This is a genomic window from Streptomyces sp. NPDC059668, assembly GCF_042734135.1.
In the GTDB taxonomy this organism is placed as follows: domain Bacteria; phylum Actinomycetota; class Actinomycetes; order Streptomycetales; family Streptomycetaceae; genus Streptomyces.
The window spans coordinates 46,468-69,522 of the sequence record NZ_JBHWEL010000009.1 but is presented as its reverse complement, the minus strand read 5'-3'; the positions used below and the strand labels follow the sequence as shown (position 1 = coordinate 69,522).

Annotated in this window: 18 protein-coding genes; 5 read left to right on the top strand and 13 right to left on the bottom strand. The window is 71.5% G+C overall.

Features of this window, described 5'->3' with window-relative positions; genetic code table 11:
* The first annotated feature begins 393 nt into the window (after positions 1-393).
* Positions 394-624, top strand: coding sequence for a hypothetical protein (locus tag ACFV2J_RS09845; protein ID WP_385082633.1), 231 nt, complete (start codon positions 394-396; stop codon positions 622-624).
* A gap of 330 nt (positions 625-954) precedes the next feature.
* On the opposite strand, the gene ACFV2J_RS09840 is transcribed toward ACFV2J_RS09845, so the two are convergent.
* The 7 genes from ACFV2J_RS09840 to ACFV2J_RS09810 form a co-directional block, all read right to left on the bottom strand.
* Positions 955-1,773: a serine protease gene (locus ACFV2J_RS09840; RefSeq protein ID WP_385082636.1), complete on the bottom strand. Its 819-nt coding sequence runs from the start codon at positions 1,771-1,773 to the stop codon at positions 955-957.
* 131 nt (positions 1,774-1,904) lie between these two features.
* Entirely contained in the window at positions 1,905-3,440 is a 1,536-nt protein-coding gene (locus tag ACFV2J_RS09835) for an RNA polymerase sigma factor (protein WP_385082638.1), read from the bottom strand.
* 430 nt (positions 3,441-3,870) lie between these two features.
* Complete coding sequence (locus ACFV2J_RS09830; RefSeq protein ID WP_385438035.1) at positions 3,871-4,758, bottom strand: FadR/GntR family transcriptional regulator; 888 nt, start codon at positions 4,756-4,758, stop codon at positions 3,871-3,873.
* Between the two features lie 162 nt (positions 4,759-4,920).
* On the bottom strand, positions 4,921-6,681 hold the full coding sequence (locus tag ACFV2J_RS09825; RefSeq protein ID WP_385082644.1) for an ATP-binding cassette domain-containing protein: 1,761 nt from the start codon (positions 6,679-6,681) through the stop codon (positions 4,921-4,923).
* A gap of 108 nt (positions 6,682-6,789) precedes the next feature.
* A complete protein-coding gene (locus tag ACFV2J_RS09820) occupies positions 6,790-7,548 on the bottom strand; it encodes an NUDIX domain-containing protein (protein WP_148010848.1) in 759 nt (252 codons plus the stop codon).
* 131 nt (positions 7,549-7,679) lie between these two features.
* Complete coding sequence (locus ACFV2J_RS09815) at positions 7,680-9,812, bottom strand: glycogen debranching N-terminal domain-containing protein (protein ID WP_385082646.1); 2,133 nt, start codon at positions 9,810-9,812, stop codon at positions 7,680-7,682.
* 290 nt (positions 9,813-10,102) lie between these two features.
* Entirely contained in the window at positions 10,103-11,755 is a 1,653-nt protein-coding gene (locus tag ACFV2J_RS09810; protein ID WP_385438029.1) for a DUF4192 family protein, read from the bottom strand.
* Between the two features lie 133 nt (positions 11,756-11,888).
* On the opposite strand from ACFV2J_RS09810, the gene ACFV2J_RS09805 reads away from it, so the two are divergent.
* Together ACFV2J_RS09805 and ACFV2J_RS09800 are read left to right on the top strand one after the other, a co-directional pair.
* Entirely contained in the window at positions 11,889-14,069 is a 2,181-nt protein-coding gene (locus tag ACFV2J_RS09805; RefSeq protein WP_385082649.1) for a RecQ family ATP-dependent DNA helicase, read from the top strand.
* Between the two features lie 223 nt (positions 14,070-14,292).
* Entirely contained in the window at positions 14,293-14,928 is a 636-nt protein-coding gene (locus ACFV2J_RS09800; protein ID WP_385082650.1) for a hypothetical protein, read from the top strand.
* A gap of 710 nt (positions 14,929-15,638) precedes the next feature.
* Here the strand turns inward: ACFV2J_RS09800 and ACFV2J_RS09795 are convergent.
* The 3 genes from ACFV2J_RS09795 to ACFV2J_RS09785 form a co-directional block, all read right to left on the bottom strand.
* Entirely contained in the window at positions 15,639-16,262 is a 624-nt protein-coding gene (locus ACFV2J_RS09795) for a hypothetical protein (RefSeq protein WP_385438025.1), read from the bottom strand.
* 68 nt (positions 16,263-16,330) lie between these two features.
* Positions 16,331-17,032, bottom strand: a complete 702-nt coding sequence (locus ACFV2J_RS09790; protein ID WP_385082655.1) for a ribonuclease HII — start codon at positions 17,030-17,032, stop codon at positions 16,331-16,333.
* An 82-nt stretch (positions 17,033-17,114) separates the two neighbouring features.
* On the bottom strand, positions 17,115-17,738 hold the full coding sequence (locus ACFV2J_RS09785; protein ID WP_385082658.1) for a TetR/AcrR family transcriptional regulator: 624 nt from the start codon (positions 17,736-17,738) through the stop codon (positions 17,115-17,117).
* A gap of 328 nt (positions 17,739-18,066) precedes the next feature.
* Between ACFV2J_RS09785 and ACFV2J_RS09780 the strand changes: the two genes are divergently transcribed.
* Positions 18,067-19,614 (top strand): MFS transporter, encoded by a 1,548-nt coding sequence (locus tag ACFV2J_RS09780; RefSeq protein ID WP_385082660.1) that lies wholly within the window; start codon positions 18,067-18,069, stop codon positions 19,612-19,614.
* Positions 19,615-19,932: 318 nt separating this feature from the next.
* Here the strand turns inward: ACFV2J_RS09780 and ACFV2J_RS09775 are convergent, their stop codons facing one another.
* The 3 genes from ACFV2J_RS09775 to ACFV2J_RS09765 all read right to left on the bottom strand — a co-directional run bounded on the left by ACFV2J_RS09775 (position 19,933) and on the right by ACFV2J_RS09765 (position 22,221).
* Complete coding sequence (locus tag ACFV2J_RS09775) at positions 19,933-20,838, bottom strand: ADP-ribosylglycohydrolase family protein (protein WP_385082661.1); 906 nt, start codon at positions 20,836-20,838, stop codon at positions 19,933-19,935.
* The gene (locus tag ACFV2J_RS09770; RefSeq protein WP_148010839.1) at positions 20,828-21,511 is read right to left on the bottom strand and encodes a histidine phosphatase family protein; all 684 of its coding nucleotides are present in this window, start codon (positions 21,509-21,511) and stop codon (positions 20,828-20,830) included. Before ACFV2J_RS09770 ends, ACFV2J_RS09775 begins: the two co-directional genes overlap by 11 nt.
* A gap of 104 nt (positions 21,512-21,615) precedes the next feature.
* Positions 21,616-22,221, bottom strand: coding sequence for a YdbC family protein (locus tag ACFV2J_RS09765; protein WP_385082664.1), 606 nt, complete (start codon positions 22,219-22,221; stop codon positions 21,616-21,618).
* 157 nt (positions 22,222-22,378) lie between these two features.
* Here ACFV2J_RS09765 and ACFV2J_RS09760 point away from each other — a divergent pair, with 157 nt between their 5' ends.
* Positions 22,379-22,912 (top strand): TerD family protein, encoded by a 534-nt coding sequence (locus tag ACFV2J_RS09760; protein ID WP_385082666.1) that lies wholly within the window; start codon positions 22,379-22,381, stop codon positions 22,910-22,912.
* The last annotated feature ends 143 nt before the right edge of the window (positions 22,913-23,055 follow it).

The window sequence follows — 23,055 nt, the reverse complement described above, 5'->3', positions numbered from 1 at the left end:
GCCGGCTTCGGTCACCGCTGAGAGGGTACCGAGGCCTGGTAGAGCCGTTGTAACGCCACCCTCGCATGAACTCAGACTAGTCCAGGGTCGCATGGGTGTTCGATCCCTCGATGGAGTGAAGTACATATCACGTTCCCTTCGGGGCATGAACCATTTAGGCTCCGGGCACGTCCTCTTGAACAACCGGCAAGCCAGCCGGGAGGACCGACCCTGACAGACAGCGCGAACCCGTAAGACGCGAAGACCACGCAATACGGCTCATTCGCCGCCACCCGGCAGCAGACAGCCGCCCCGAAGAGAAATTTTCGAGGAAAAGCCACGAGCGGGAACGTTTTCGGCCTGGTTGGATGTTGACCCTGGTACGACAGCTCGTCGAGCTAGAGAAGAGGCGACGTGACTACTGTTCTGACCCCCGCGAGCCCGCTGACGGCCGCTGACCGCTGCGACCGTTGCGGCGCCCAGGCATATCTGCGCGTCGTCCTCCTCAGCGGCGGTGAGCTGCTCTTCTGCGCCCATCACGGGCGTAAGTTCGAGCCGGAACTCAAGAAGATCGCCGCTGAGATACAGGACGAGACGGAGCGACTGACGTCGGTCCCGGCAACGTCCGAACCCGAAGAGCGCTGACACTTCGCATCAACGACGAGCCAGCTCCGGCCCAGGCCGGGTGTACGGGCGGCCATCCCTGTCACCAGGGGTGGCCGCCCGTATGCGTACCGCTCGCCGTTCCGCTCGGTGAACGCGCCGTCGCACACGGCTCAGGCCGCTTCCACGCCACGGCAGGAACGGCCCTGGCGGTCCGCATTTAGGTCCGCACCCCTCCCGGACCCCCACGGAGCCCTCTCCGGGGCCGCGGAGCTTCCGAGGGCGCAGCGCCCGCACCACGGGACCGCACGGCCCCCACGGCGTCCGTGCGCACCCGGAGCGGCCGACGACCCTCTTCCGACCCGCGCGCCGTCAGCGCCGCGCGCCGAGCACCCTGGCGACTTCGGAGACCCGCGTGTAGACCCCGGGGCTTCCCGGCTGCCCGCAGCCGCTGCCCCACGACACGAGGCCGATCAGCCGGCCCCTCGCGACCAGCGGCCCACCGCTGTCGCCCTGGCAGGCGTCCCGCCCGCCCTCGATCTCGCCGGCGCACAGCATGGAGGCGGCCCGGTAGGTGCCGTCCGCGTTTCCCGGATAGGCTCGCTCGCACACGGCGTCGGACAGCACGTTCACGCCCACGGAGCGCAGGGTGAGCGCGTAGTCACCCCCGCCCGACGTGTCTCCCCAGCCGTAGACCGCTGCCTGTGTACCGGGCGCGTAGGCGGCGTCCCCGGTGGTCGCCATCTTGATGACCGAGCTCTGGGGCAGTGGGGAGGCGAGCGTGAGAACCGCGAAGTCCCCGGCGTTCGCGGTGGCGTCGTAGGCCGGATTGACCCAGGTCTTGCTGACCGGGATCTCCTCACCCTTGCTGGAGAGCAGATCCCCCCGGCCGGCGATGATCCTCAGGTCGCGGACCCGCTGGGGCGGCCCTCCGAGTACGAGCGGTCCCAGGCAGTGGGCCGCGGTCAGTACGAGCTTCGGACCGATCACCGCACCGCCGCAGAACTGCCCGGCCCGCGTACCCCCGAACCGGTCACGGCTGGACAGTGCCACGGTCCACGGGCTCTGGGCGATGTCGACGGGTTGGCCTCCGATGATGACGTCACCGGTCGCGGCCGGGGCGGGGGACGCCAGCGGTATCACGGCCGCGGCGGCCGCAAGGGCCAGCGCGGCGACAAGGGGGCGGCGCATGCGCGCTCCTCACTCTGGGATGGTCCTGGAACACCCAGAGTGATCCAGCGCGTGACGACGCGCACTCCGCGCACAGACCGAGGGCCCGGCTCCCCAGCGGGAGTCGGGCCCTCGTGACGTGCGGCCGAGACCTAGTCGAGGTAGTCGCGCAGCACCTGCGAGCGCGACGGGTGACGCAGCTTCGACATCGTCTTGGACTCGATCTGACGGATCCGCTCTCGCGTGACGCCGTACACCTTGCCGATCTCGTCGAGGGTCTTCGGCTGACCGTCGGTGAGACCGAAGCGCATGGAGACGACGCCCGCCTCGCGCTCGGACAGGGTGTCGAGAACGGAGTGCAGCTGCTCCTGGAGGAGCGTGAAGCTGACCGCGTCGGCCGGGACGACGGCCTCGGAGTCCTCGATGAGGTCACCGAACTCGCTGTCGCCGTCCTCACCCAGGGGGGTGTGCAGCGAGATGGGCTCGCGGCCGTACTTCTGGACCTCGATGACCTTCTCCGGGGTCATGTCGAGTTCCTTGGCCAGCTCCTCCGGGGTGGGCTCGCGGCCCAGGTCCTGGAGCATCTGGCGCTGCACGCGCGCGAGCTTGTTGATGACCTCGACCATGTGCACCGGGATACGGATGGTGCGGGCCTGGTCGGCCATGGCGCGGGTGATCGCCTGACGGATCCACCAGGTGGCGTACGTGGAGAACTTGTAGCCCTTGGTGTAGTCGAACTTCTCGACCGCGCGGATCAGACCGAGGTTGCCCTCCTGGATGAGGTCCAGGAAGAGCATGCCGCGGCCGGTGTAACGCTTGGCCAGGGAGACCACCAGACGGAGGTTGGCCTCCAGGAGGTGGTTCTTCGCCCGACGGCCGTCCTCGGCGATGATCTCCAGCTCGCGCTTGAGCTTCGGCGCGAGCTTGTCGGCGTTGGCCAGCTTGTCCTCGGCGAAGAGGCCCGCCTCGATGCGCTTGGCGAGCTCCACCTCCTGCTCGGCGTTGAGCAGGGGGACCTTGCCGATCTGCTTCAGGTAGTCCTTGACCGGGTCCGCGGTGGCACCGGCGGCGGCGACCTGCTGCGCGGGCGCGTCGTCCTCGTCCTCGTCGGACAGTACGAAGCCCTGGGCGCCGTCCTCGGCGGGCTCCTCGGCACCGGGCTTGCCCGGGGTCTCCTCGACCGCCTCGTCGTCGACGAGCTCGGCGTCGTCCTTCTTGGCGGTGGTCTTCTTGGCCGCCGTCTTCTTGGCGACCGTCTTCTTCGCGACGGCCTTCTTGGCGACCGTCTTCTTGGCTGCGACCCGGCCGTCGGACGTGTCCTCGGCCGGATCGTGGGTGGCAGGTACGGCCGGGGCTGCGCCGGCGGTGGCCTTCTTGGTGGTCACCGTCTTCGCCGCGACCGTCTTGGTGGCGGTGCGCTTGGCCGGACTCTTCGCTGCGACGCTCTTTCGGGTGCGCTTGGGCTCCGCGGCACTGACCATCAGCGTCACACCCTCTTCCTCGAGGATCTGGTTGAGGCTGCGCAGTACGTTCTTCCACTGAGTGGCCGGAATCTGGTCAGCTTCGAAGGCCCGACGCACGTCATCGCCGGCGATCTGCCCCTCAGCCTTTCCCCGCTCGATGAGCGCCATGACAGAGACGGACTCGGCGATCTCCGGCGGGAGCGTACGGGATGTGCTGGCCGACACGAACAACCTCTCGGAACGTTGGAAAACGGCTTCCGGCCCCGTCCGGTACGGACTGGGACCGACGACCGCCGACTTGGGGATGGGTCGACGGCGCGGGCGGGGGCCGGGAAGATTCACAGCGCCGTGAACGGCGTCCGTATTCCTTCCTCGGCTGTCACCTCTTAGGTCATCGCGCAGTTCCGAAGAGCGTTACGCCCAATCTGCGTGGCCCGAGTCACACCCCGTAAGAGCCCAAAAGCGGCCAGATACGGTCAAAGAGTGTCAGCTGATGGACTCATCACCTCAAACCGACAGGTGCATCACCTCATCACATCACCGGACCCCGCCGGATCCCGGAAGGATCCGAAGGAGTCCGGCGAGAGATGGTTCACCGGCCGGGCGATGCCACGCGAGGACACACGCCCCCGTCCGCGCCGCCCACGGAACGCGGTCAGTGCTCGCGCGGCGCGGGCACCACGCGCTCCACCTCGGGGTGGACGGTGAGCAACTGGCGCATGGCGGTCTCGGCCGCCGTGCCGTCGGCCGCGGCCAGCGCGTCGACGATGCGGCCGTGGTGCAGCAAAGAGGCCTCGGTCGGCCGGTCACAGCCGGTGACGGGACCCCCGGAGACCTGGAGTGCGGCCGACACGATCCCGGAAAGGTGCTCCAGCATGCGGTTGCCCGCGACCTGGATGAGCAGCGAATGGAACTCGGCGTCGGCCCGCGAGAAGGTGAGCGAGTCACCCTGCGCCAAGGCGTGGCCCATGATCTCGACCATGTCGCCGAGACGCTGCTGCACCTCCTCCCGGCCGTGCCCGGCGGCGAGGCGGGCGGCGAGCGGTTCGATCGTCCAGCGCAGTTCGCTCAGCTCGCGCCGCTGGTCGTCGCGCTGCGGACCGAAGGCACGCCACTCGATGATGTCCGGGTCGAGAAGGTTCCAGTCACTGACGGGGCGTACCCGCGTACCGACGTTGGGCCGGGCACTGACCAGGCCCTTCGCCTCCAGGACGCGGAGCGACTCACGGACGACGGTGCGCGAGACTTCGAACCTCTGTCCGATCTCCTCGGGGACGAGCGGGCGGTCCGCGCCGAGGTCGCCGGAGACGATCATCTGACCCAGCTGCTGAACGAGCTGGCCGTGCAGTCCGCGCCCGCGGTTGCCCGCGGCGCGCCGGCCCACGCGGCCGAGCTCCTGGTCGGTGTTCTCCCACGCGGGGAGCCCGAGGCGTTCGGTACCGGGGGAGTCGCTATAGGGGTAGCGGTCGAGTTCGCCCGGGCCGGCCAGGCCGGAGTCTGTCGAACGGGCGGCGGTCATCATGGTGTGCGCAAGGGTACTCACGGATCATTTGTCGGCGTTGTCTCCAACTCCCTTGAGGTCTTTGGTGAAAAGCACACGAAAGGGTGATCGCTCACCCCGTCGCAATTGACGCCTTATCGGAAAGAAATGGGCGTTCTCCAAGGAGTTGTGCGCAGGGCGGAAACGGAAGGGCTCGGACGGTCGTCATCGAACCCGGCTCCGCAGGGTCGTGAGCAGATATGCGCAGAGCAGTGCGGTCAGCGACAACGTCAGCGCGCCACCGACGGGTTGGGCCACCAACCGCGCCACGGCCGTCAGATAGCGCACTCCCCCGAACGGCCACTGCACCAGCGTGAGCTCGCGCAGCCGCTCCGGGAACCCGGCCGCCGTCCGCACGGATGGCCCCGACAAGGCCTTTTGTACGAGTGGGACGACGACGACCGGAACGGCGAGAACGGCCGCGAGACCGGCGGTGGTGGACCGGAAGAGACCCGCCGCCAGCACCCCGGCCCAGGCGCAGCCCACCACGAGGCCGATCCAACTCGCCCCCAGGGAAAGCCAGTCGCCGGGAATTGCGGTGAGTTCCCGCCCGTAGACGAGATAGAGGATTTCGAGATCGCAGCCCACGGTGAGAAAGGCCAGCATGAGCGCGGTGCCCGAGGTGACGAGGAGTTTGGCCGCCAGCAGTCCCAGCCGGCGCGGGACGGTTCCGCGGTCCGCGGCCAGGGCGGGGTAGCGGAATTCCTCGCCGAAGGCGATCGCGCCGAGCAGTCCGGCGCCCAGCGCCGCGGGCGGCAGGGGGCTTTCGCGCGGCCAGGCGGCCAGCAGTCGTGGGGTGGGTGTGTGACCGATTCTGGCGAGGAACACGGACAGCAGGGCGGAGACGAGCAGTACGGCGGCGGAGGTGAGGTAGCCGGTACCGACACCGGCGGCGCGGCGCAGTTCGTAGCGCAGTGGACGCAGCGGGCTCGGTGCCTGGCGTACGGCGATGGCGGGCGCGGAGGCGGGCCGCACCTGCGTGGCCGGGGCCTCCGCCCGGGAAGAATCGTCACTCCCGACAGCCTCACCGGCGGCCGACGGAGCGCGGGAAGTTCCCATGTCGCCGATCTCGTCCGCGAGTTGGTGTACGAGGACGCCGTGCCGGAAGGCGGTCTCGCCGACGTCGGCGCAGGTGCTGCCGTACACCGAGAGCCGGTTGCCCTCCTCGTGTACGACCTCGACGGAGCGCTGGTCGGTCCGGGCCTCCTTGGCGAGCAGGGCGCCGAGGCGGACGGCGTGCGGGCTGCGGACGGCCACCCGGGGGCGCAACCGGGTGCGGGCGAAGTCCTCGACCTCCTGGTCGGCGACGAGACGGCCCTCCCGCAGCGTGACGACCCGGTCGGCCACCCTCGCCGCCTCCTTGGGATCGCCCGTGCTGAGCAGGACCGTGCCGCCCTGGTTCGCGTGCGCGCGCAGGATCCCGTGCAGCCAGCGGCCTTCGCGGACGGAGAGTCCGGCGGCCGGGTCGTCGAGGACGAGGGTGTGCGGGTCGGTCAGCAGTGCGCAGGCGAGGCCCAGGCGGCGGTCCAGGCCGCGCGAGAGGGTGCTCAGGCGCTCGTCGCACAGGCTGACGAGACCGACCAGTTCGAGGACCTCGTCGACGCGCCGTACCGGCACACCGGCCGCGGCACACAGCATGCGGAGCTGTCCGTGGACCGTGCGCGCCGGATGACCGGGCACATCGCCGAGAAGTACACCGACCTCGCGTGACGGATGGGCGATCCGGTGCAGCGGCCGGCCTCTGAAGTAGGTGATTCCTCGGCCCTGCCGGAGTTCGAGCATGAGCTTGAGCGTCGTCGTCTTGCCCGCACCGGAAGCTCCGAGGAGGGCTGTGACGTGGCCCGCGCGCGCCTCGAAGGACACGTCGTCGACGGCGGGCGGAAGCTCCCTGCGGGGGTTGCTGGTCAATCCGATGGCCTGGATCACTCACAGCAAGATAGCGCGACATTTACGTTTTTTCGGGCACCGGGCGGTCGGTCTCTGCCGGGCCTTCCCTCTGTCGCGTGACGGGCCACCCGGGAGCCGGGCCGTTCGTCAGACCTCGGGGCGCAGCATCGGCGGATTGAGCAGGGTGGCACCACCCGCGCGGAACAGCTGGGCGGGGCGGCCACCCTGGCGCGTGGTCGTGCCTCCGGTGGGCACGAGGAAGCCCGGCGTACCCGTCACCTTGCGGTGGAAGTTGCGCGGATCGAGCGCGACGCCCCACACCGCCTCGTAGACACGGCGCAGCTCGCCGACGGTGAATTCGGTCGGGCAGAAGGCGGTGGCCAACGAGGAGTACTCGATCTTGGACCGGGCGCGTTCCACGCCGTCCGCGAGGATCGTCGCGTGGTCGAAGGCGAGTGGCGCCGCCTGCTCTCCGTCGCGGCCGTAACCGCCTTGCTGGAGCAGCTCCTCCACCGGCGCCCAGCGCGCGCTCTTGGCGTCCCCTCCGGCCCTGGGCGCGGGCAGGTCGGGGGCGAGCGCGAGATGGGCCACGCTGACGACCCTCATGCGCGGGTCGCGTTCGGGGTCGCCGTACGTCGCGAGCTGTTCGAGGTGCGCGCCGTTGTCCTGGGCCGGCACGGACGGGTCGTGGGCGCGCAGACCGGTCTCCTCGGTGAGCTCGCGCGCCGCCGCCTGGGCCAGATTCTCGTCGGCCCGTACGAACCCGCCCGGCAGCGCCCATCGGCCCTGGAAGGGCTGCTCGCCCCTGCGTACCGCCAGTGCGCACAGGGCGTGGCGACGCACGGTCAGCACGACCAGGTCCACGGTCACGGCGAAGGGCGGAAAGGCTGACGGGTCGTAGGGCATGCCGCGATCATAGTCGTCTCCTTGACGATAAACACGCCCTTCGCCGACCACGTCCGACCGTGATCCACTTCCGTTCGCGACAGGTCCGGGGGCCGCCGTCCGATCACGACCGGACGGCGCCCGCGGCGGGGTCACATTCCCAACTGCAGTCCGTCGGCGGCCTCCTCGACCATGGCGAGGCCGAGCCTGCTGATGCGTACGGAGAAGGGTCCGCCCGCGATCCGCAGTCCCGTCAGCCCGATCTCGCCGAGCGGTGCGCTGCCGACCGGGCGCAGCGTCACCGTCCCCGCCGGAGCGTCGGGGCGGATGCCCGCGAGGGCGGTGACGAGCAGCACCACGGCCGCGGCCGCCGTGGCGGCGGGCCGGCAGGCCGCGGGGTGCGGTACCGGGGCGCCGTCCTGGGTGCGCTGCTCGCCCGCGTACATCTCTGGCAGCCGGTGTCCGAAGGTCTCGGCGGCGGCCAGGAGCCCGCGCAGCAGCGCGCTCGCCTCCTTCTCGTAGCCGGCGGCCATCAACCCCGCGACGGCGACGGCGGTCTCGTGGACGCGCACGGCACCGCTGCGGTGGCCGAAGGGGTTGTACGCCGCCTCCTTGGCGCCGAGGCTGCGCAGCCCCCAGCCGGAGTCCATGGCGGGGCCTCCGAGCGACCGGGCGAGCTGCTCGGTCCGTGTCTTGTCCAGCAGGCCGGGGGCGAGGGCTCCGGAACCCAGGAGTCCCGTGTCGAGGAGATGGACGGTGCCCGCGCCGAGCTGCGGCACCAGGCGTCCGTCCGGGGCGCGGGCGGCCGCGGGTCTTCCGCCGCTTCGGTCCTCGATCCAGAACTCCTCGTGGAACGCCGCGCGCAGTTCCCGCGCCCACTCCCGCAGGCCCGCGCCGCCTGGCCGGCCGGTGTCGTCGAGCAGGTCGGCGCCCAGCACGGCCGCCCGATGGGCGTGGGCCTGCGTCTCGCAGCGGAACGGTCCGCCCGGTTGTGGGTCGGGCAGGTAGGTGCCGTCGCCCACGGTGGTCCGCAGCCAGGCGAGGCACCGCTCGGCGGCGGGCAGCAGTTCCTCCGTCACCTGCTCAGCCAGCCCCCAGCGCCGGGCCTCCGCGAGGAGCACGGGGAACAGCAGGGTCGCTTCGGTCGCCGTGCATCCCGGCGGCAGGTACGGACCCGCGTCCCGGTGGGGCCCGGGGATCAGGCCGGATCGCGCCTCCTGGCCCGCGATCTGGGTACGGGCGAGAGTGCGCAGGGTGCCCGCGGCGAGACGGGTGCCGAGCGGCAGCGTCATCCGGGCGGCGGCGAGTGCGTCGGCCGGCGCCAGGCCGCAGCGCCACGGCACGCCCGCGGCGAGGTACGGGTCCGACGGGTGCGCGGGGTCGCGCAGCAGCAGGGCCCGGAGATCCTCCACGCTGGTGTGCAGGAGCGCCTGGATCCTGGGGTCGTCGCCCACTGCCCGCGCCTGGGCCAGCGGGCTCGTGGCGCCTCGCCCCACGGCTCTGTGGGGACCCGAGCCGTCGGGCCGTACCCGCAGCTCCACGGTTCGCGTGCCACCGGGCGGCAGCTCCAGCTGCCAGCGGAGCAGTCCCGCGGAGGCCAGGGCGTCGGCGGGTGGCGGGTCGGCGGTGACGGCCGAGTTCCCCGCGGGGCAGGTCCAGCGGAGGCCCGAGTCGCTGACGGTGGCGGGCAGTTCGGGCCCGGCTCGGCCCGAGGCGACCGAACCGAGTTCCGCGAGGTCCGTGCCGAGGGCGACCTCGAGCGAGAGGCGCAGCGCGCGGGAGGCGGCGCTGTGCAGGACGATCCGCTCGGTGCCGTCCGCGCCTCTCGTCCGTTCCACGATCACGTCCGGGTCGGGACCCGAGTCGGCGGACGCGCGCACCGTCCCCACGAAGCGGGCCCGGTCGGCGCCGAGCATCCGGGCCTGTACGGGGAGCGGTTCGCGGCCTGCCACCTTGACCTGGCAGCGGGACAGCATCCGCCGGCCCGCGCGGTAGAACCCGTCAAGTCCGCGGCCGGTCAGCTGTCCCTGCTCCGTGGAGATCGCCAGTCCCGGCAGGGCGACGCAGATGAGCGTGGTGTGCACGGGGGGCAGGTCCGTGGACCGGCGCGGGACGGGAACCGGTGCCGGGCGGGCCGCGCCCGCCGCCGTCGCGAACGGGCTCAACGCGGTCTCGGCGCCCGCGAACGGGGGCGTCGAACCGCCTCGGCGGTGGAGGTGCCGCGCGGGGCCGCGCGGCGGCGGGAGCTCGCCGCCCGGTTCGGCGGGTGGGTTGGGCAGGGGCATGCGGCTACCTCCGCGCTCGGTGCGCTGCGGGCGCGCTCGGCGCCGGGTCGGGGACTCCGGAGGGTCGGGGGCGTTCGGCGGCGCGGCCCGGCCGCGGGTACCGCCACACAGGTGAACGGAACGGCCCTGCTCCGGGTCACGCCCTCGGTGCCGGAAGCCGACCGAATGGCGGTGGGGCGGGAGGCCGTCCGGGACGGTGCCTCCGGCGTGTGGGCGGAACACGGCACGGACGCGCCGGGCGGACACGGGAGCGCGCGGCTTGTCTCCGGGACACCGAAGGGAGTGACTGCTCATGTCTCCTCCCCCGCACCCTGACGACCCCCGTCACGGCGAGCCCGCGCCCGGTCGTTCGTCCGCCTGAACGCCCGCCCCGGTCCGTCGCCTGCGGGCGAGGCGTCATCGGCGGGCCGGAGGGCGGGGAGACCGCGCGTCCCGAGGGAGTGGCGGCCCGAACGCGTTTCCCCGTTCCCCGCCGGTCGCGCCTTGCGCCGACGGCGGACAGCCGTCCCGGAGGGCCGCGGCGTGACGCCGGGCGTCCGGGCGGGATCCGGTGCTCCTGGGCCCGGTGACGGTTCCGTGGCCTCGAACGGTGCCGTGTGGACGCCTCCCGAGGTCCGTCCGGCGTCCGGCCCCGGCCTTCCGGTGCGCTCCGCGCGCAGGCAGCGGCGGATCGACTCGGGGTCCAGTCCCTCGTTGCAGGCCTGATGCAGAAGGCGCGCGAAGAGATAGTCGGGATCAGCGCCCAGTGCCATGGCCAGGGCCTCCCGGGCCTCCAGTTCGTCACCGCTCGACCAGGCGACCCATCCGGCGAGGGTCAGTGGGGCCGCGGCGTGCTCGCCGTAGGAGCCGACGCAGCGGCGGGCCAGCGCGCGCCACAGGCGCAGGGCGGGGCCCGCCTCGTCGCCCTCCATCCACTCGGCGGCGCGGTCGCGGGTCGTACGGTCCTGCAGGCCGAGGATCAGGGTGGCGGCCTCCTCCGCTTCCAGGAGTCCGTCGTCGCGGAGGTCGGCCGGGCGGACGCCGGAGACGGGCGAGGCGTCCGCGAACCGCTTCAGGAGCCGTCGCGCCTGTTCGAGGGTCTCCTCGGACACGGTCGCGCGGCTCTCGTCGTCCAGGATCCTGGGGATCAAGGCCCTGTTCGCCGCGTCGAGCGCCACCTCCTGGTCCACGGCGGCCCCGCGCTCCCAGGGGATGAGGCGCGCCGTGAGCTCCCGGAGCGTTCCGCGCACCTGAAGGCCCGCGTAGGTCGCCGCGGCGGCGAGGACGGAGGTGCCGGGCAGCCCCATCGTCTCCCCCTCGGGCGAGCAGCATCCCTGACCGGGGCAGCAGTACGACCAGAAGCGGCCGTCGGAGATGCAGAGGGCCTCGATCACGGGGACGTCGAGGCGGCCGCAGGCCGTCCGCAGCAACTGGGCGAGCGGGCGCAGCCGCTCCATGACGTCCCGGCCCGACTCGCCGCTCCCGGGCTCCTGGCAGAGGTACACGACCATGCTCTCCGGCCGGGCGCCTCTGCGCTCGCTCCCCCTCACCAGCCCGTGCGCCAGCTGCTCGGCCACGGACGGCCAGTCGTCCGCCTGCGGCGGGACGCCGAGTCGCGCCCGCCCGCCGAAGCGGCCCCGCCTCTCCCCGTCGTGCAGGGCGGCGAGCACGATGCTGTCCTGCGGCCGGTAGCCGAGCAGGTACGGCAGGGCGTCCGCCAGCTCGGCCGGTGTCCGCAGGGTGATCTGGTGCCCGCCGGGCAGATCGCGTCCGTCGTGCCCGGACCGCTTCCTCCACCGTCCGCCGCGCGTGTCCCGGGCCCCGTACTCGTCACGGCCGGGGTGCGCACCGCCGTCATCGCGTCCGCCGTGCCGCCCGTCTCCGCCGTGCGGTCCGTCTCCCCCGTGCACACCGCTGATGTCGCTGTCGCCGGACGCACCGGCCGCTTCGTCGTGATTCGTCATGCCGTGACCATCCCGCGGATCACGAAATCCCGCTGCGACCTGTGGATAACCATGGCCATGGCCACGACAGAAGTTGTCCACAACGTGGCGGCCTCATTCGCGCGATGTCCGACCCATCGGGTTGCATGGGGCCATGACCAACGAAGACCCGCGACCCACGTCCGGCGAAGACCTGCGCATCGCGGCCGATGCCGTACTCGCCCGCCTCGTCGGCGCACCGGCGGGCGAGGCCCGGTTGCGCGAGGACCAGTGGCGCGCCATCGAGGCCCTGGTGGCCGACAAGCGCAGGGCGCTGGTCGTGCAGCGCACCGGCTGGGGCAAGTCCGCGGTGTACTTCGTCGCGACCGCGCTGCTGCGCGAACGGGGTGCCGGGCCGACCGTCATCGTCTCCCCGCTCCTCGCCCTGATGCGCAACCAGGTGGAGGCGGCGGCCCGCGCCGGCATTCACGCCCGCAGCATCAACTCGTCCAACACGGAGGAGTGGGAGACCATTCAGGCCGAGGTGGCCGCGAGCGAGGTCGACGTGCTCCTGGTGAGCCCCGAGCGGCTCAACAATCCGGACTTCCGCGATCAGGTGCTGCCCAAGCTGGCGGCGGCGACCGGCCTGCTCGTGGTCGACGAGGCCCACTGCATCTCCGACTGGGGACACGACTTCCGGCCGGACTACCGCAGACTGCGCACGATGCTCGCCGACCTCCCGCCCGGCGTTCCGGTCCTGGCCACCACGGCGACGGCCAACGCGCGCGTGACCGCGGATGTGGCCGAGCAGCTGGGCACCGGGGCGAGCACGGACGCGCTCGTCCTGCGCGGGCCGCTGGACCGGGAGAGCCTGAGCCTCGGCGTGCTGCAGTTGCCGGACGCGGCCCACCGGATGGCCTGGCTCGCCGAGCGTCTGGACGACCTGCCGGGTTCCGGCATCATCTACACCCTCACCGTGGCCGCGGCGGAGGAGGTCACCGCCTTCCTCCGCCAGGCCGGGCACACGGTGGCGTCGTACACCGGGAAGACGGAGAACGCGGACCGCCAGCAGGCCGAGGAGGATCTGCTCGCCAACCGGGTCAAGGCCCTGGTCGCCACGTCGGCGCTGGGCATGGGTTTCGACAAGCCCGACCTCGGGTTCGTGGTACACCTGGGCTCCCCCTCGTCCCCGATCGCGTACTACCAGCAGGTGGGACGTGCGGGCCGCGGTGTGAAGCACGCCGAAGTGCTCCTGCTCCCCGGCAAGGAGGACCAGGCGATCTGGCAGTACTTCGCGTCGATCGCCTTCCCTCCCGAGGAGCAGGTGCGCCGCACCCTGGACGTCCTGGCCCGCGCCGAGAGGCCGCTCTCGCTGCCCGCCCTCGAACCCCTGGTGGAGCTGCGCCGGTCCCGTCTGGAGACGATGCTCAAGGTGCTCGACGTGGACGGAGCGGTACGACGTGTCCAGGGCGGCTGGATCTCCACCGGGGTTCCCTGGACGTACGACAGCGAGCGCTACGCATGGGTGGCCAAGCAGCGGGCCGCCGAGCAGCAGGCGATGCGGGACTACGTGTCGACGACGGGCTGCCGGATGGAGTTCCTGCGGCGACAGCTGGACGACGAGCGAGCCGCACCGTGCGGGCGCTGCGACACCTGTGCGGGAGCCCGGTTCGAGGCTGCCGTGTCCGCGTCGGCACTCGACGCCGCCAACGGCGAGCTGAGCCGCGCGGGCGTCGACGTGGAGCCCCGCAAGATGTGGCCGACGGGCCTGCCGGCGGTGGGTGTCGACCTGAAGGGCCGTATCCCGGCGGGCGAACTGGCCGCACCGGGGCGCGCCCTGGGCCGGCTCTCGGACATCGGCTGGGGCAACCGGCTGCGTCCCCTGCTCGCCCGCCAGGCCTCCGACGGACCCGTGCCGGACGATGTGGCGAAGGCCGTGGTCGGTGTCCTGGCCGACTGGGCGAAGGGGCCCGGCGGCTGGGCATCGGGGCGGCCCGACGCGGGGCCTCGACCCGTGGGCGTCGTCACCATGGCCTCGCGCACGCGTCCGCAACTGATCCAGTCGCTGGGCGCACGGATCGCGGAGATCGGCCGGCTGCCGCTGCTGGGGTCCGTGGAGTACGTCGGCGAGGCCTCACCGCTCTCGCGGAGCAACAGCGCACAGCGTCTCAAGGCTCTCGACGGGTCGCTGACCGTGCCTCCCCCGCTGGCCGAAGCGCTCAGAGCGGCGGGCGGCCCGGTGCTGCTCGTGGACGACGCGACGGAGACCGGATGGACGCTCGCGGTCGCCGCGCGACTGCTCCGCCGGTCCGGGGCGCAGGGAGTGTTGCCGCTGGTCCTGGCCGTACAGGCGTGAACCATGTGTCGTCATCAAGAACAGAGGGCAAGGATATAAGCGGCGTATAGCAAGAATTCGGCCGGTGGCCCCAATTGCTCGTTGCCGCAACCAAGTTCGACAGGAAGAATTGAGTCCGCTCCCCCGCACGGCTCGCCCGTGGTCCGGTAGGGCTCTGCCGTGACGTGCGCTCCCCCAAGTCCGACCCCGCCCGAAGTATGGGCGCGTAGCCGAAGGGAGGACCGTGACCTTCGGATTCGCTCCGTCCTCGGCGGCGTCCATGTCGACGTCTGCCGATCTGTCCGCCGCTTCCGCCAACCCACTGGCCCGCATGCTCGAACCCGCAGAATGGGCAGCCGCGGGCATTCCGCTGCTGCGCAATCCCCGTGAGGTCGTCAGTGGTCTGCACGCTCGGCACCGGCCCAGACCGGCGACCGCGGTCGTGGCCGTCCTCGACGCGGAGGAGCGGTTGAGGGCGAGCGCCTCGTTCATCCGACGCCCGACTCCGGCCGACGGCTGGATGTTCCGCAACGCCCTCCTCGCGCAGCTGCGCCGGGTCATCCCGCACGACCTGCGGCGGCGCACGCCGGTGCGGACGGCGGTCCTGCTCTACTGCCGCGAGGGCGACGCGCGTTGGACACAGGAGGACGGGGCGTGGATGTGGGGGCTGCGTGACGCGTGCACCCTGCACGGGCTGCGCTGCGGGGCGTACATCACGCTGACGCACGACGGCTGGCAGGTTCTCGGCGAGGGCCGGGGTGGCCGTCGTCCCAACGCGGACTCACCGCCGGAGCCCTTCGCCTTGGCCGAGGCACCGCCACCGCTGCCGCGCACCGGAGGCGTCGCGTCGGAGGTGTTGCGGCGGGCCGCCGCCCGCTGACTCCGAGCACCTCGGACACCGCCGGGCGCCCGCGCACTGTCGGTCACCCGGCACACCGGCCTCCCGGCACGCAGTCGTTTCCCGACGGACGGACTCCCCCAACCGGAAGCACCAGGGAGGGACCGCACCCAAGGGCGGGACGGCACCCGAGGGCAGGTCACGGCGTGGCAGGACGGCAACCCGCTGCCCGCCCCCGCCGACGGGCGGTCGCCGACACACGAGGCGCTCCGTCCACGACGGGCTCCACGGACCCGCGCCGCCTCCCGGAGCCAACGACAACGGCGTACGCCGGACGGCACTCCCGTACTGGACATGCGTACGGGACATCCGTACTCGGCACCGGAACTCGACGCCCGCGCTCGACAGCCGAACCGGACGCCCGAAACCAGAACCCACACGCGCGGCGCCCGCACCGAACCCGCGCCGGGGCCCGTCTCCGGGCAGCCCCGACCCGGGCACCCCGACCAGGAACGTCGCGCGGCAGGACACACCCCTGGGGCAGCATGCGGAAGCGGCCTGGGGAACCACGAGGAAGGATGTCCGAGGAACCCCTCATCGCGATCACGGGGCAAGCGGCGGCTCACCGGCAGTGATCTGCGGGCACGCCGAAACGATCACCTCGCGGAGGTCACCACGGCACGGCGTCTCCGAGCGAATCCCGGACGGCCTCGGACGGCCTCGGACGACGTCGGACGGCGTCCGGGATTCGTTCAGACTCCGACGCCCAGGACCGAGTTGATCTGCTGCGGGTCGCCGCAGACGATCAGCAGGGCGCCGGCCCGGCCGAGGGCCAGGGGCAGAGCGGTGGCGACAGCGTCGGAACCGCCGTTGACGGCGACCACGACGACGGGACGGGACTTGGCCCGGCCCACGACGGAGGCATCGGCGTAGAACACGTCGTCGCCCGCGTCGTGCTGCGCCCAGTAGGCGGTCTCGCCGAAGGAGAGCTCGTGCGCGGCCCACGGGTGCGGTTGGCCGGTGGTGATCACCAGCACCTCACCGGGGGCACGGCCCGACTCCAACAGCAGATCGACCGCTTCTTCGGCGGCGTCCAGCGCGCCCTCGGCCGAGGCCGGGAGCAGCTGGATCTGCGGGGTGGCGGCAGCAGGTGCGGCCGCCGGGACGGACGACCCCGGCGCGGCCACGACCGGCTCGCGCGGGGTGCGTTGGGCCGGCATCGGCCGGACAGGTCCCGGACGTCCGGGACGCGGCGGAGCCACGGGACGGGGACCGGGTACGGGACGAGGGGTCGGCGCGGTACGGCCACTGGCCGGAGTTGCGCGGGGACCCTGGGCACTCTCGTGAATCTGAGGCTCCTCGGGAATGAGAGGCATGAGCTGATTTTTATCAAACGCCGGTGCGACTCGCGTCGGCGGGTGGCACATGAGTGCGAGCGGAACCGTCAGAAATCGAAGCCGAGCTGCCCCTCGATCTCCGGACCGCTTCCGTCCGCCCAGCTGCGGACCTTCTTGAGATGCCGCCACTGGGGCAGCGCATCAAGATACGCCCATGTCAGCCGGTGGTACGGGGTGGGGCCCCGCTCCGCCAGTGCGGCCTTGTGCACGGGAGACGGATACCCGGCGTTGGCCGCAAAACCGAAGTCTGCATGGTCGACACCCAGTTCGGCCATCATTTTGTCGCGCTGAACCTTGGCGATCACCGAGGCCGCCGCGACGGCCACGCAGGACTGGTCACCCTTGATCACCGTGCGGACCTGCCACGGCGACCCGAGGTAGTCGTGCTTCCCATCGAGGATGACCGCGTCGGGGCGCACGGGCAAGGCCTCCAGGGCCCGTACCGCCGCGAGGCGCAGGGCGGCCGTCATCCCCAGCTCGTCGATCTCCTCAGGAGAGGAGTGCCCGAGGGCGTACGACGTCACCCACTTCTCCAACTCCACGGCCAGGGACGTTCGCCGCTTGACGGTGAGGAGCTTGGAGTCGGTGAGACCTTCGGGGGGACGGCGCAGACCCGTGACCGCGGCACAGACGGTGACCGGGCCGGCCCACGCGCCGCGGCCCACCTCGTCGACACCGGCGATGGTCTTCGCTCCGGTCGTGGCGCGGAGGGAGCGCTCGACAGTGTGGGTGGGTGGTTCGTACGGCATGGCGCCCTCAGCCTACGCCGCCCGGAGCCCCTCGCGACACCAGGGTTTGCCCGCGCGACCTGGGCCCCTCCGCCGACCCGGTTCAGGCACCGTCGGGCCGTAGCAGCGGAACCATCAGCTGGTCGATCATCTCCTCCAGGTCCCGCTCACCCCATTCGCTCGCGCACACCTTGGAGCGGTACATCATCATCGCCGGGATGGCATCGAAGACGTAGGGGTTCGCGGCGTCCGGACGCACCTCCCCCCGCTCGATACCACGGCGAACGATGTCCTGAAGCAAGTGTGTGGTCGGCTCGATGACCCCGCCGAGGATCACGCCGTGAAAGCGCTCGGCCTGAGCCACGTCGCATTCGTGAAGGACCGCGCGCAGTGCGAATCCGGGTTGCGAGTACATCGCCTCCCGCACCAGCCGGCACAGCTCCAGCAGGTCCTCCCGGACACTCCCGAGGTCGGGTGCCTCGGTCAGTCGTGGCAGTCCGGCCTTCAGCGCGTCCGCGACGAGATCCTCCTTGGAGGGCCAGCGTCGGTAGACCGCCGCCTTCCCGGTCTGGGCCCGCGCGGCGACGCCCTCCATGGTGAGACCGCTCCAGCCGACCGTGCTGAGCTGCTCCAGTGCGGCGTCGAGGATCGCGCGTTCGAGCACAGCACCGCGTCGGCGCAGAGAGGCCGCCTGAGCGGGGGCGGTCGTCCAACGCGAAGTAACCATCTGAGTGTCTCCGTTGTGCGGGGAGGCGGGGAGAGGACCGGGGAAGGGGTTGGCGGGCGGGGAGGGACGGGGGTCAGGGAGGGGACTGGAGGCGGCGCCGGAGGACCTCCGAGGGAGGGCCGGCACCGGCCGTTGCGGTCGGTGTTGCGGTCGGTGCGTTCGGCGCATTCGGTGCGTTCGGTACCGGTACGAGCGGCCGCGCGACGTCACACCGCGGTGTCACGCGGCAGCGACTTCAGTGAACGCTTGCGTTCACTGTCGGGGACTCACTACCGTTGACGCGGCAGTGAACGCGAGCGTTCACTAACGCACTTGTGGGGGACCCATAGTGACAACCTCTCAGCTGATTCAGGATTCGAAGCCAGGAGCGGCTCGTCGGGAAGGACATCCCGGCCTCGCGCTCGCCGTCATCGCGGCCTGCCAACTCATGGTGGTACTCGACGCGACGATTGTGAACATCGCCCTCCCGCATATTCAAGACGCGCTCAAGTTCAGCACGACGGACCTGACCTGGGTGGTCAGCGCGTACACCCTCACCTTCGGTGGCCTGCTGCTTCTCGGCGGCAGGGCAGGCGACATCCTCGGTCGTCGCCGGGTCTTCATGACCGGCATCCTGCTCTTCACCCTCGCCTCGCTGCTCGGCGGACTCGCCCAGGAACCCTGGCAGTTGCTGGCCGCGCGGGCCCTCCAGGGCATGGGTGGCGCGATCGCGTCGCCCACCGCGCTGGCGCTCATCACCACGACCTTCCCCGAAGGCCCGGAACGCAACAGGGCGTTCGCCGTGTTCGCCGGGGTCTCCGCGGGCGGCGGCGCGATCGGGCTCCTCGCGGGCGGCATGCTCACCGAGTGGCTCGACTGGCGCTGGGTGCTCTTCGTCAACGTGCCCATCGGTGTGCTGATCGCCGTCCTCGCGCCGATGTACATCAACGAGTCCGAGCGGCATCCCGGACGGTTCGACATCGCCGGCGCGCTGACCTCGACGGCCGGTATGGCCTCCCTGGTGTACGGCTTCATCCGCGCCGCGGCGGAGGGCTGGCGGGACAGTCTCACCATCGGGTCGTTCGCCGCGGCGCTCCTCCTGCTGCTGGCCTTCGCCTTCACCGAGACCCGGGCGAAGGAGCCGATCACCCCGCTCAAGATGTTCGCCGACCGCAACCGCTCGGGCACGTACGTGATCATGCTCAGTCTGGCCGCGGCGATGTTCGGGATGTTCTTCTTCATCGTTCTGTTCGTGCAGAACGTGCTGGGTTACACCCCGATCCAGGCGGGTCTGGCCTTCCTCCCGGTGACGGCGGCGATCGGCATCGGCGCGGCTCTGTCGCAGCGGTTCCTGCCCGTGCTCGGACCCAAGCCCTTCATGATGGGCGGTTCGGCCCTCGTCGCGCTCGGGCTCGGCTGGCTGACCTTCATGAGCCCCGACAGCACCTATGTCGGCGGGATTCTCGGCCCGATGCTGCTCTTCGCCTTCGGTATGGGCCTGAACTTCGTGACCCTGACCGTCACCGCGGTCTCCGGTGTCGCCCAGCACGAGGCGGGCGCGGCGTCCGGACTTCTCAACGTCACGCAGCAGGTGGGAGGTTCGCTCGGTCTCTCCATCCTGACCACGGTCTTCGGCTCCGCGAGCCGGGACGAGGCGAAGAAGCAGGTGCCGAAGTTCCTGGGCGGCTCCTCGCCGGAGCAGAAGGCGGAGTTCGCCAAGACGCATCAACTCCCCGCTCCCTGGGGGAATGAGGTGCTCGCCCACGGCATCTCGACCGCCTTCATCCCGGCCGTCGCGATGGCCGTACTGGCCCTCGTCACCGCCTCCGTGGTGATCCGCGTCCGCAAGAGCGACCTGGACGCACTCGCCGGCACGGCGGGACCGGCCGGAGTCTGACGGGCAGACCCCGCAGGGAGACCCGACAAGGAGAACTGAGCCCGACAAGAAGTACCCAGGAGAACCGCGGAGGCCGGACCCGGACCGAGGGAAGATCGGTGCGGTCCACGGTCCGGCCTCCCGCAGCACACGACACCGCTGCCGGGCGTCACGGACGCACGGCAGCACGCCGCACGCCTGCCGCGCATCGCGGGCACACGAGAGCACACGGCAACGCGCCGCGCCCCGTGGCCCCGCGCCCCGCGTCAAGTCAAGGCCCACCGCACCACACGGCACCAGCGAGGAACGGCACCACAGCCGCAGTGCGCGACACCTCACCTACACCGCGGCAGCCATCCAGCCCGGCAGGCTCTCCGTCCGTGCCACCCACTCCCCCGGTGGCGTCCCCGCCTTCCCCGAGGCGACCACGCCGCCGACGATGGCACAGGTCGTGTCCATGTCGCCGCCCACCTGGGCCGTCGCCCAGAAGGCCGCTTCGTAGTCCCCGAGGGCCCGCGCCGCCGACCAGAGCGCGAACGGCACCGTGTCGTGCGCCGTCGTGCGCCGCCCGCAGCCCAGGACGGCCGCGACCGTCGCGGTGTCCCCGTAGTCGAGCATGTCCCGGGCCCGGCGCAGCCCCGCGCCCACGGCGCTGCGCGGTACCAGCGCGATGACGCCGTCGAGCAGTTCCGCGGGGCTCGGCGGTCCGGCCGGGTCGGCCGCCAGGGCGGCGGCCGCGGCGACGGCCATGGCGCCGACGACGGCCTCGCGGTGCTGGTGGGTGGGGTACGCCGAGATCTCCGCCTGGTGGACCGCCTGCTCGGGGTCGTCCGCGTACCAAGCTCCCAGGGGAGCGATGCGCATGGCCGCGCCGTTGCCCCACGAACCCTGCCCCTTGAAGAGGGCGGAGGCCAGCTGCCGCCAGTCGCCGCCTTCGCGGACCTGCCGCAGCAGCCGGTTGACCGCGGGGCCGTAACCGCGGTCGAAGTCGTGGTGCTCGGCGAAGGAGCGGGCCAGGTCGTCCTGGTCGATGCGGCGGTGGCGGGCCAGGACGGCCACCACGGAGGAGGCCATCTCGGTGTCGTCCGTCCACTGCCAGGGGCCGGGCGGAAGGTCGCGGCGCTTGAGCAGCGGGTAGTGCGCGGGCACGAAGAACTGCGAGCCCAGCGCGTCCCCCACCGCGAGTCCGCGCAGGCTGGCCAGGGCGCGGCCCACGCGTGCGTCGGGAGAGGTGTCAGCGGTCATCGCCCTGCCACTCTATCCCGCTGACCCCGTACGGCTCCGGATCGCGCCAGCGCTCGAACGGACGATCGAGCGTGTACTTGTCGTCGTCGCCGAGGACGAGCATCCGCATCTCCGCGTTCCCCGGGTTCGACAGCGCCTCGAACTCGGCGACCGTCCAGTGGAACCAGCGCATGCAGAACAGACGCATGGCCAGACCATGAGTCACCAGGAGCACGTTCGGCGGGTGGTCGGGCGCCTCGAAGCTGCGGTAGAGGCTCTCCAGGAAGCCGCCGACCCGGTCGTACACGTCGGCACCGGACTCACCCTGGGCGAAGCGGTAGAAGAAGTGCCCGTACGCGTCCCGGTACGACTTCTGAAGGCGTACGTCGTCGCGGTCCTGCCAGTTCCCCCAGTCCTGCTCGCGCAGCCGGGGCTCCTCGCGCACGCGCATGAGCTCCGGGTCGAGGTGAAAGGCACGGAGCGTCTCGTGCGTACGCCGGTACGGGGACACGTACACGCTGACGCGCTCCCGTCCCAGCACCTCCCGCAACCGTTTTCCGGTCTCCTCGGCCTGCTGCCAGCCCTTCTCGGTGAGCGCCAGAGCGTGGTCGGGCTCGCGTTCGTACACGGTGTCGTCCGCGTTGCCCGCTGACTCGCCGTGCCGGACAAGGACGATGCGCCGTGGTCTTACCATGCCAAGACCCTAATTCGGGTGACGGCCGATCGAGCACTCGTACGGGCCCCATACGGCACAGATCACACGCGTCCCCCACATCGGGCACCCATGGTCACCACGCGTCAGACCGTCCAGGTGGGCTCCAGCGCCACTATGTCACCCGCGAGTGCCGCGACATCGGCGTCCGTCTGGGCACGCAGCGTGAGCCGCTCGACACGCTCGGCGCGGTACTTGCCGTGCTCGGCGGCCGACAGCCACATGGACAGGATCAGGAACTCGTGGCCCGGTGCCTCGCCGAACAGGCCCCGCACCATGCCGGGCGACCCGGCCATCGCCGGGTTCCAGACCTTCTCCTGCATCAGCGCGAAGTGCTCGGCCCGGTCCTCGTGGACACGGCAGTGAGCCACCCGCAGCACGTCGGTGTCGGTGAAGCGCGGCTCGAAGCCGGTCTTCACATCGAACCGGTGATCGAAGAGCTTGACCTGCGCGTCCTTGAAGGTCCCGGACTGAGCGGTGGCGAGCCGATCGTGCGAGCGGGCCATGAAGGAGTCGTAGAAGGCACGGCTCTCCCAGAAGGTGAAGAGGTGCGCCACACCGGGCCGCCCCCGGCTCCAGCCCCCGCCCTGTCCCCGGAATCCCGGCTCGCCCAGAAGCCCCGCCCACTTTCGCTGCCCGCGCTCGAAACCGCGACGGTCCACCACGGTGCAGCGAATCCACTTGACCAGCACCGCGCCATCGTAAGGCCACGGAGCGTGGCGTCGGTCACTCTCCGGCGGAGTGCGCCCGCGCGAGCGCTCCCGCGCGCGTGGCACGATGGACAACCGACCCCAGTCGCACAGCAGTTGGGGCAGGAAACGGACGGAATGCGGGGAGGGGGAGATTCGGATGAACGGTCTCAACAAGGGGATACGCAAGGTCGAGCTCGCGGTGAAATGGGACCCCAGTCCCGTCGGCGAGCCGGCGACCGACCTCGACATCATCGCGGCGACCTACGGGGCCGACGACCCGTACGGAACTCCCGTCTACGTGGTGCACTTCGACAGCCGCTCCCCGGACGGCACGATCTACCTCAACCGGGACAGCAAGGACGGCAAGGGCTTCGGCTGGGACGAGGTCATGACGCTGGAGCTGGACCGCCTCAACAGCCGCTACACGCGGGTGGTGGCCGGGGTGCTGATCCAGCAGCGCTCCGGCCACAAGGCGTTCGTCGGCGTGCTCAACCCCGGTCTGCGCATGCGCGAGGGCTACACCGTGCTGGCGGAGGACAACTTCGGCGGTGTCCTCGGCGCGACGGCCGCGACGGTCGGCGAGTTCGTCCGCGACGACTCCGGGGAGTGGACCTTCCACCCGGGCATCCACGGCTACGACACGGACCCGGCGGCGTTCCCCGCGATCATGGGCCGTCGGCACGACTCCTGAACCGCGCCCGGAGGAACCGCCCTCTCCGTAGGGCCCCGAAAACGCCGAAGGGGGGGGGGGGCGCGGGGGGGGGGGGGGGGGGGGGCGCGCGGGGGCGGGGGGCCCCGCGGGGGACGAGCCCCACCCCCCCGCCGCAGCGCAGA

What these genes read in the sequence shown, in the direction of transcription:
- ACFV2J_RS09760 (WP_385082666.1), top strand. Translation starts at nt 22,379, where the DNA reads ATGAACGGTCTCAACAAGGGGATACGCAAGGTCGAGCTCGCGGTGAAA.
- ACFV2J_RS09810 (WP_385438029.1), bottom strand. Translation starts at nt 11,755, where the DNA reads ATGACGAATCACGACGAAGCGGCCGGTGCGTCCGGCGACAGCGACATC.
- ACFV2J_RS09820 (WP_148010848.1), bottom strand. Translation starts at nt 7,548, where the DNA reads ATGCCCTACGACCCGTCAGCCTTTCCGCCCTTCGCCGTGACCGTGGAC.
- ACFV2J_RS09805 (WP_385082649.1), top strand. Translation starts at nt 11,889, where the DNA reads ATGACCAACGAAGACCCGCGACCCACGTCCGGCGAAGACCTGCGCATC.
- ACFV2J_RS09770 (WP_148010839.1), bottom strand. Translation starts at nt 21,511, where the DNA reads ATGGTAAGACCACGGCGCATCGTCCTTGTCCGGCACGGCGAGTCAGCG.
- ACFV2J_RS09790 (WP_385082655.1), bottom strand. Translation starts at nt 17,032, where the DNA reads ATGCCGTACGAACCACCCACCCACACTGTCGAGCGCTCCCTCCGCGCC.
- ACFV2J_RS09795 (WP_385438025.1), bottom strand. Translation starts at nt 16,262, where the DNA reads ATGCCTCTCATTCCCGAGGAGCCTCAGATTCACGAGAGTGCCCAGGGT.
- ACFV2J_RS09775 (WP_385082661.1), bottom strand. Translation starts at nt 20,838, where the DNA reads ATGACCGCTGACACCTCTCCCGACGCACGCGTGGGCCGCGCCCTGGCC.
- ACFV2J_RS09815 (WP_385082646.1), bottom strand. Translation starts at nt 9,812, where the DNA reads ATGCCCCTGCCCAACCCACCCGCCGAACCGGGCGGCGAGCTCCCGCCG.
- ACFV2J_RS09785 (WP_385082658.1), bottom strand. Translation starts at nt 17,738, where the DNA reads ATGGTTACTTCGCGTTGGACGACCGCCCCCGCTCAGGCGGCCTCTCTG.
- ACFV2J_RS09840 (WP_385082636.1), bottom strand. Translation starts at nt 1,773, where the DNA reads ATGCGCCGCCCCCTTGTCGCCGCGCTGGCCCTTGCGGCCGCCGCGGCC.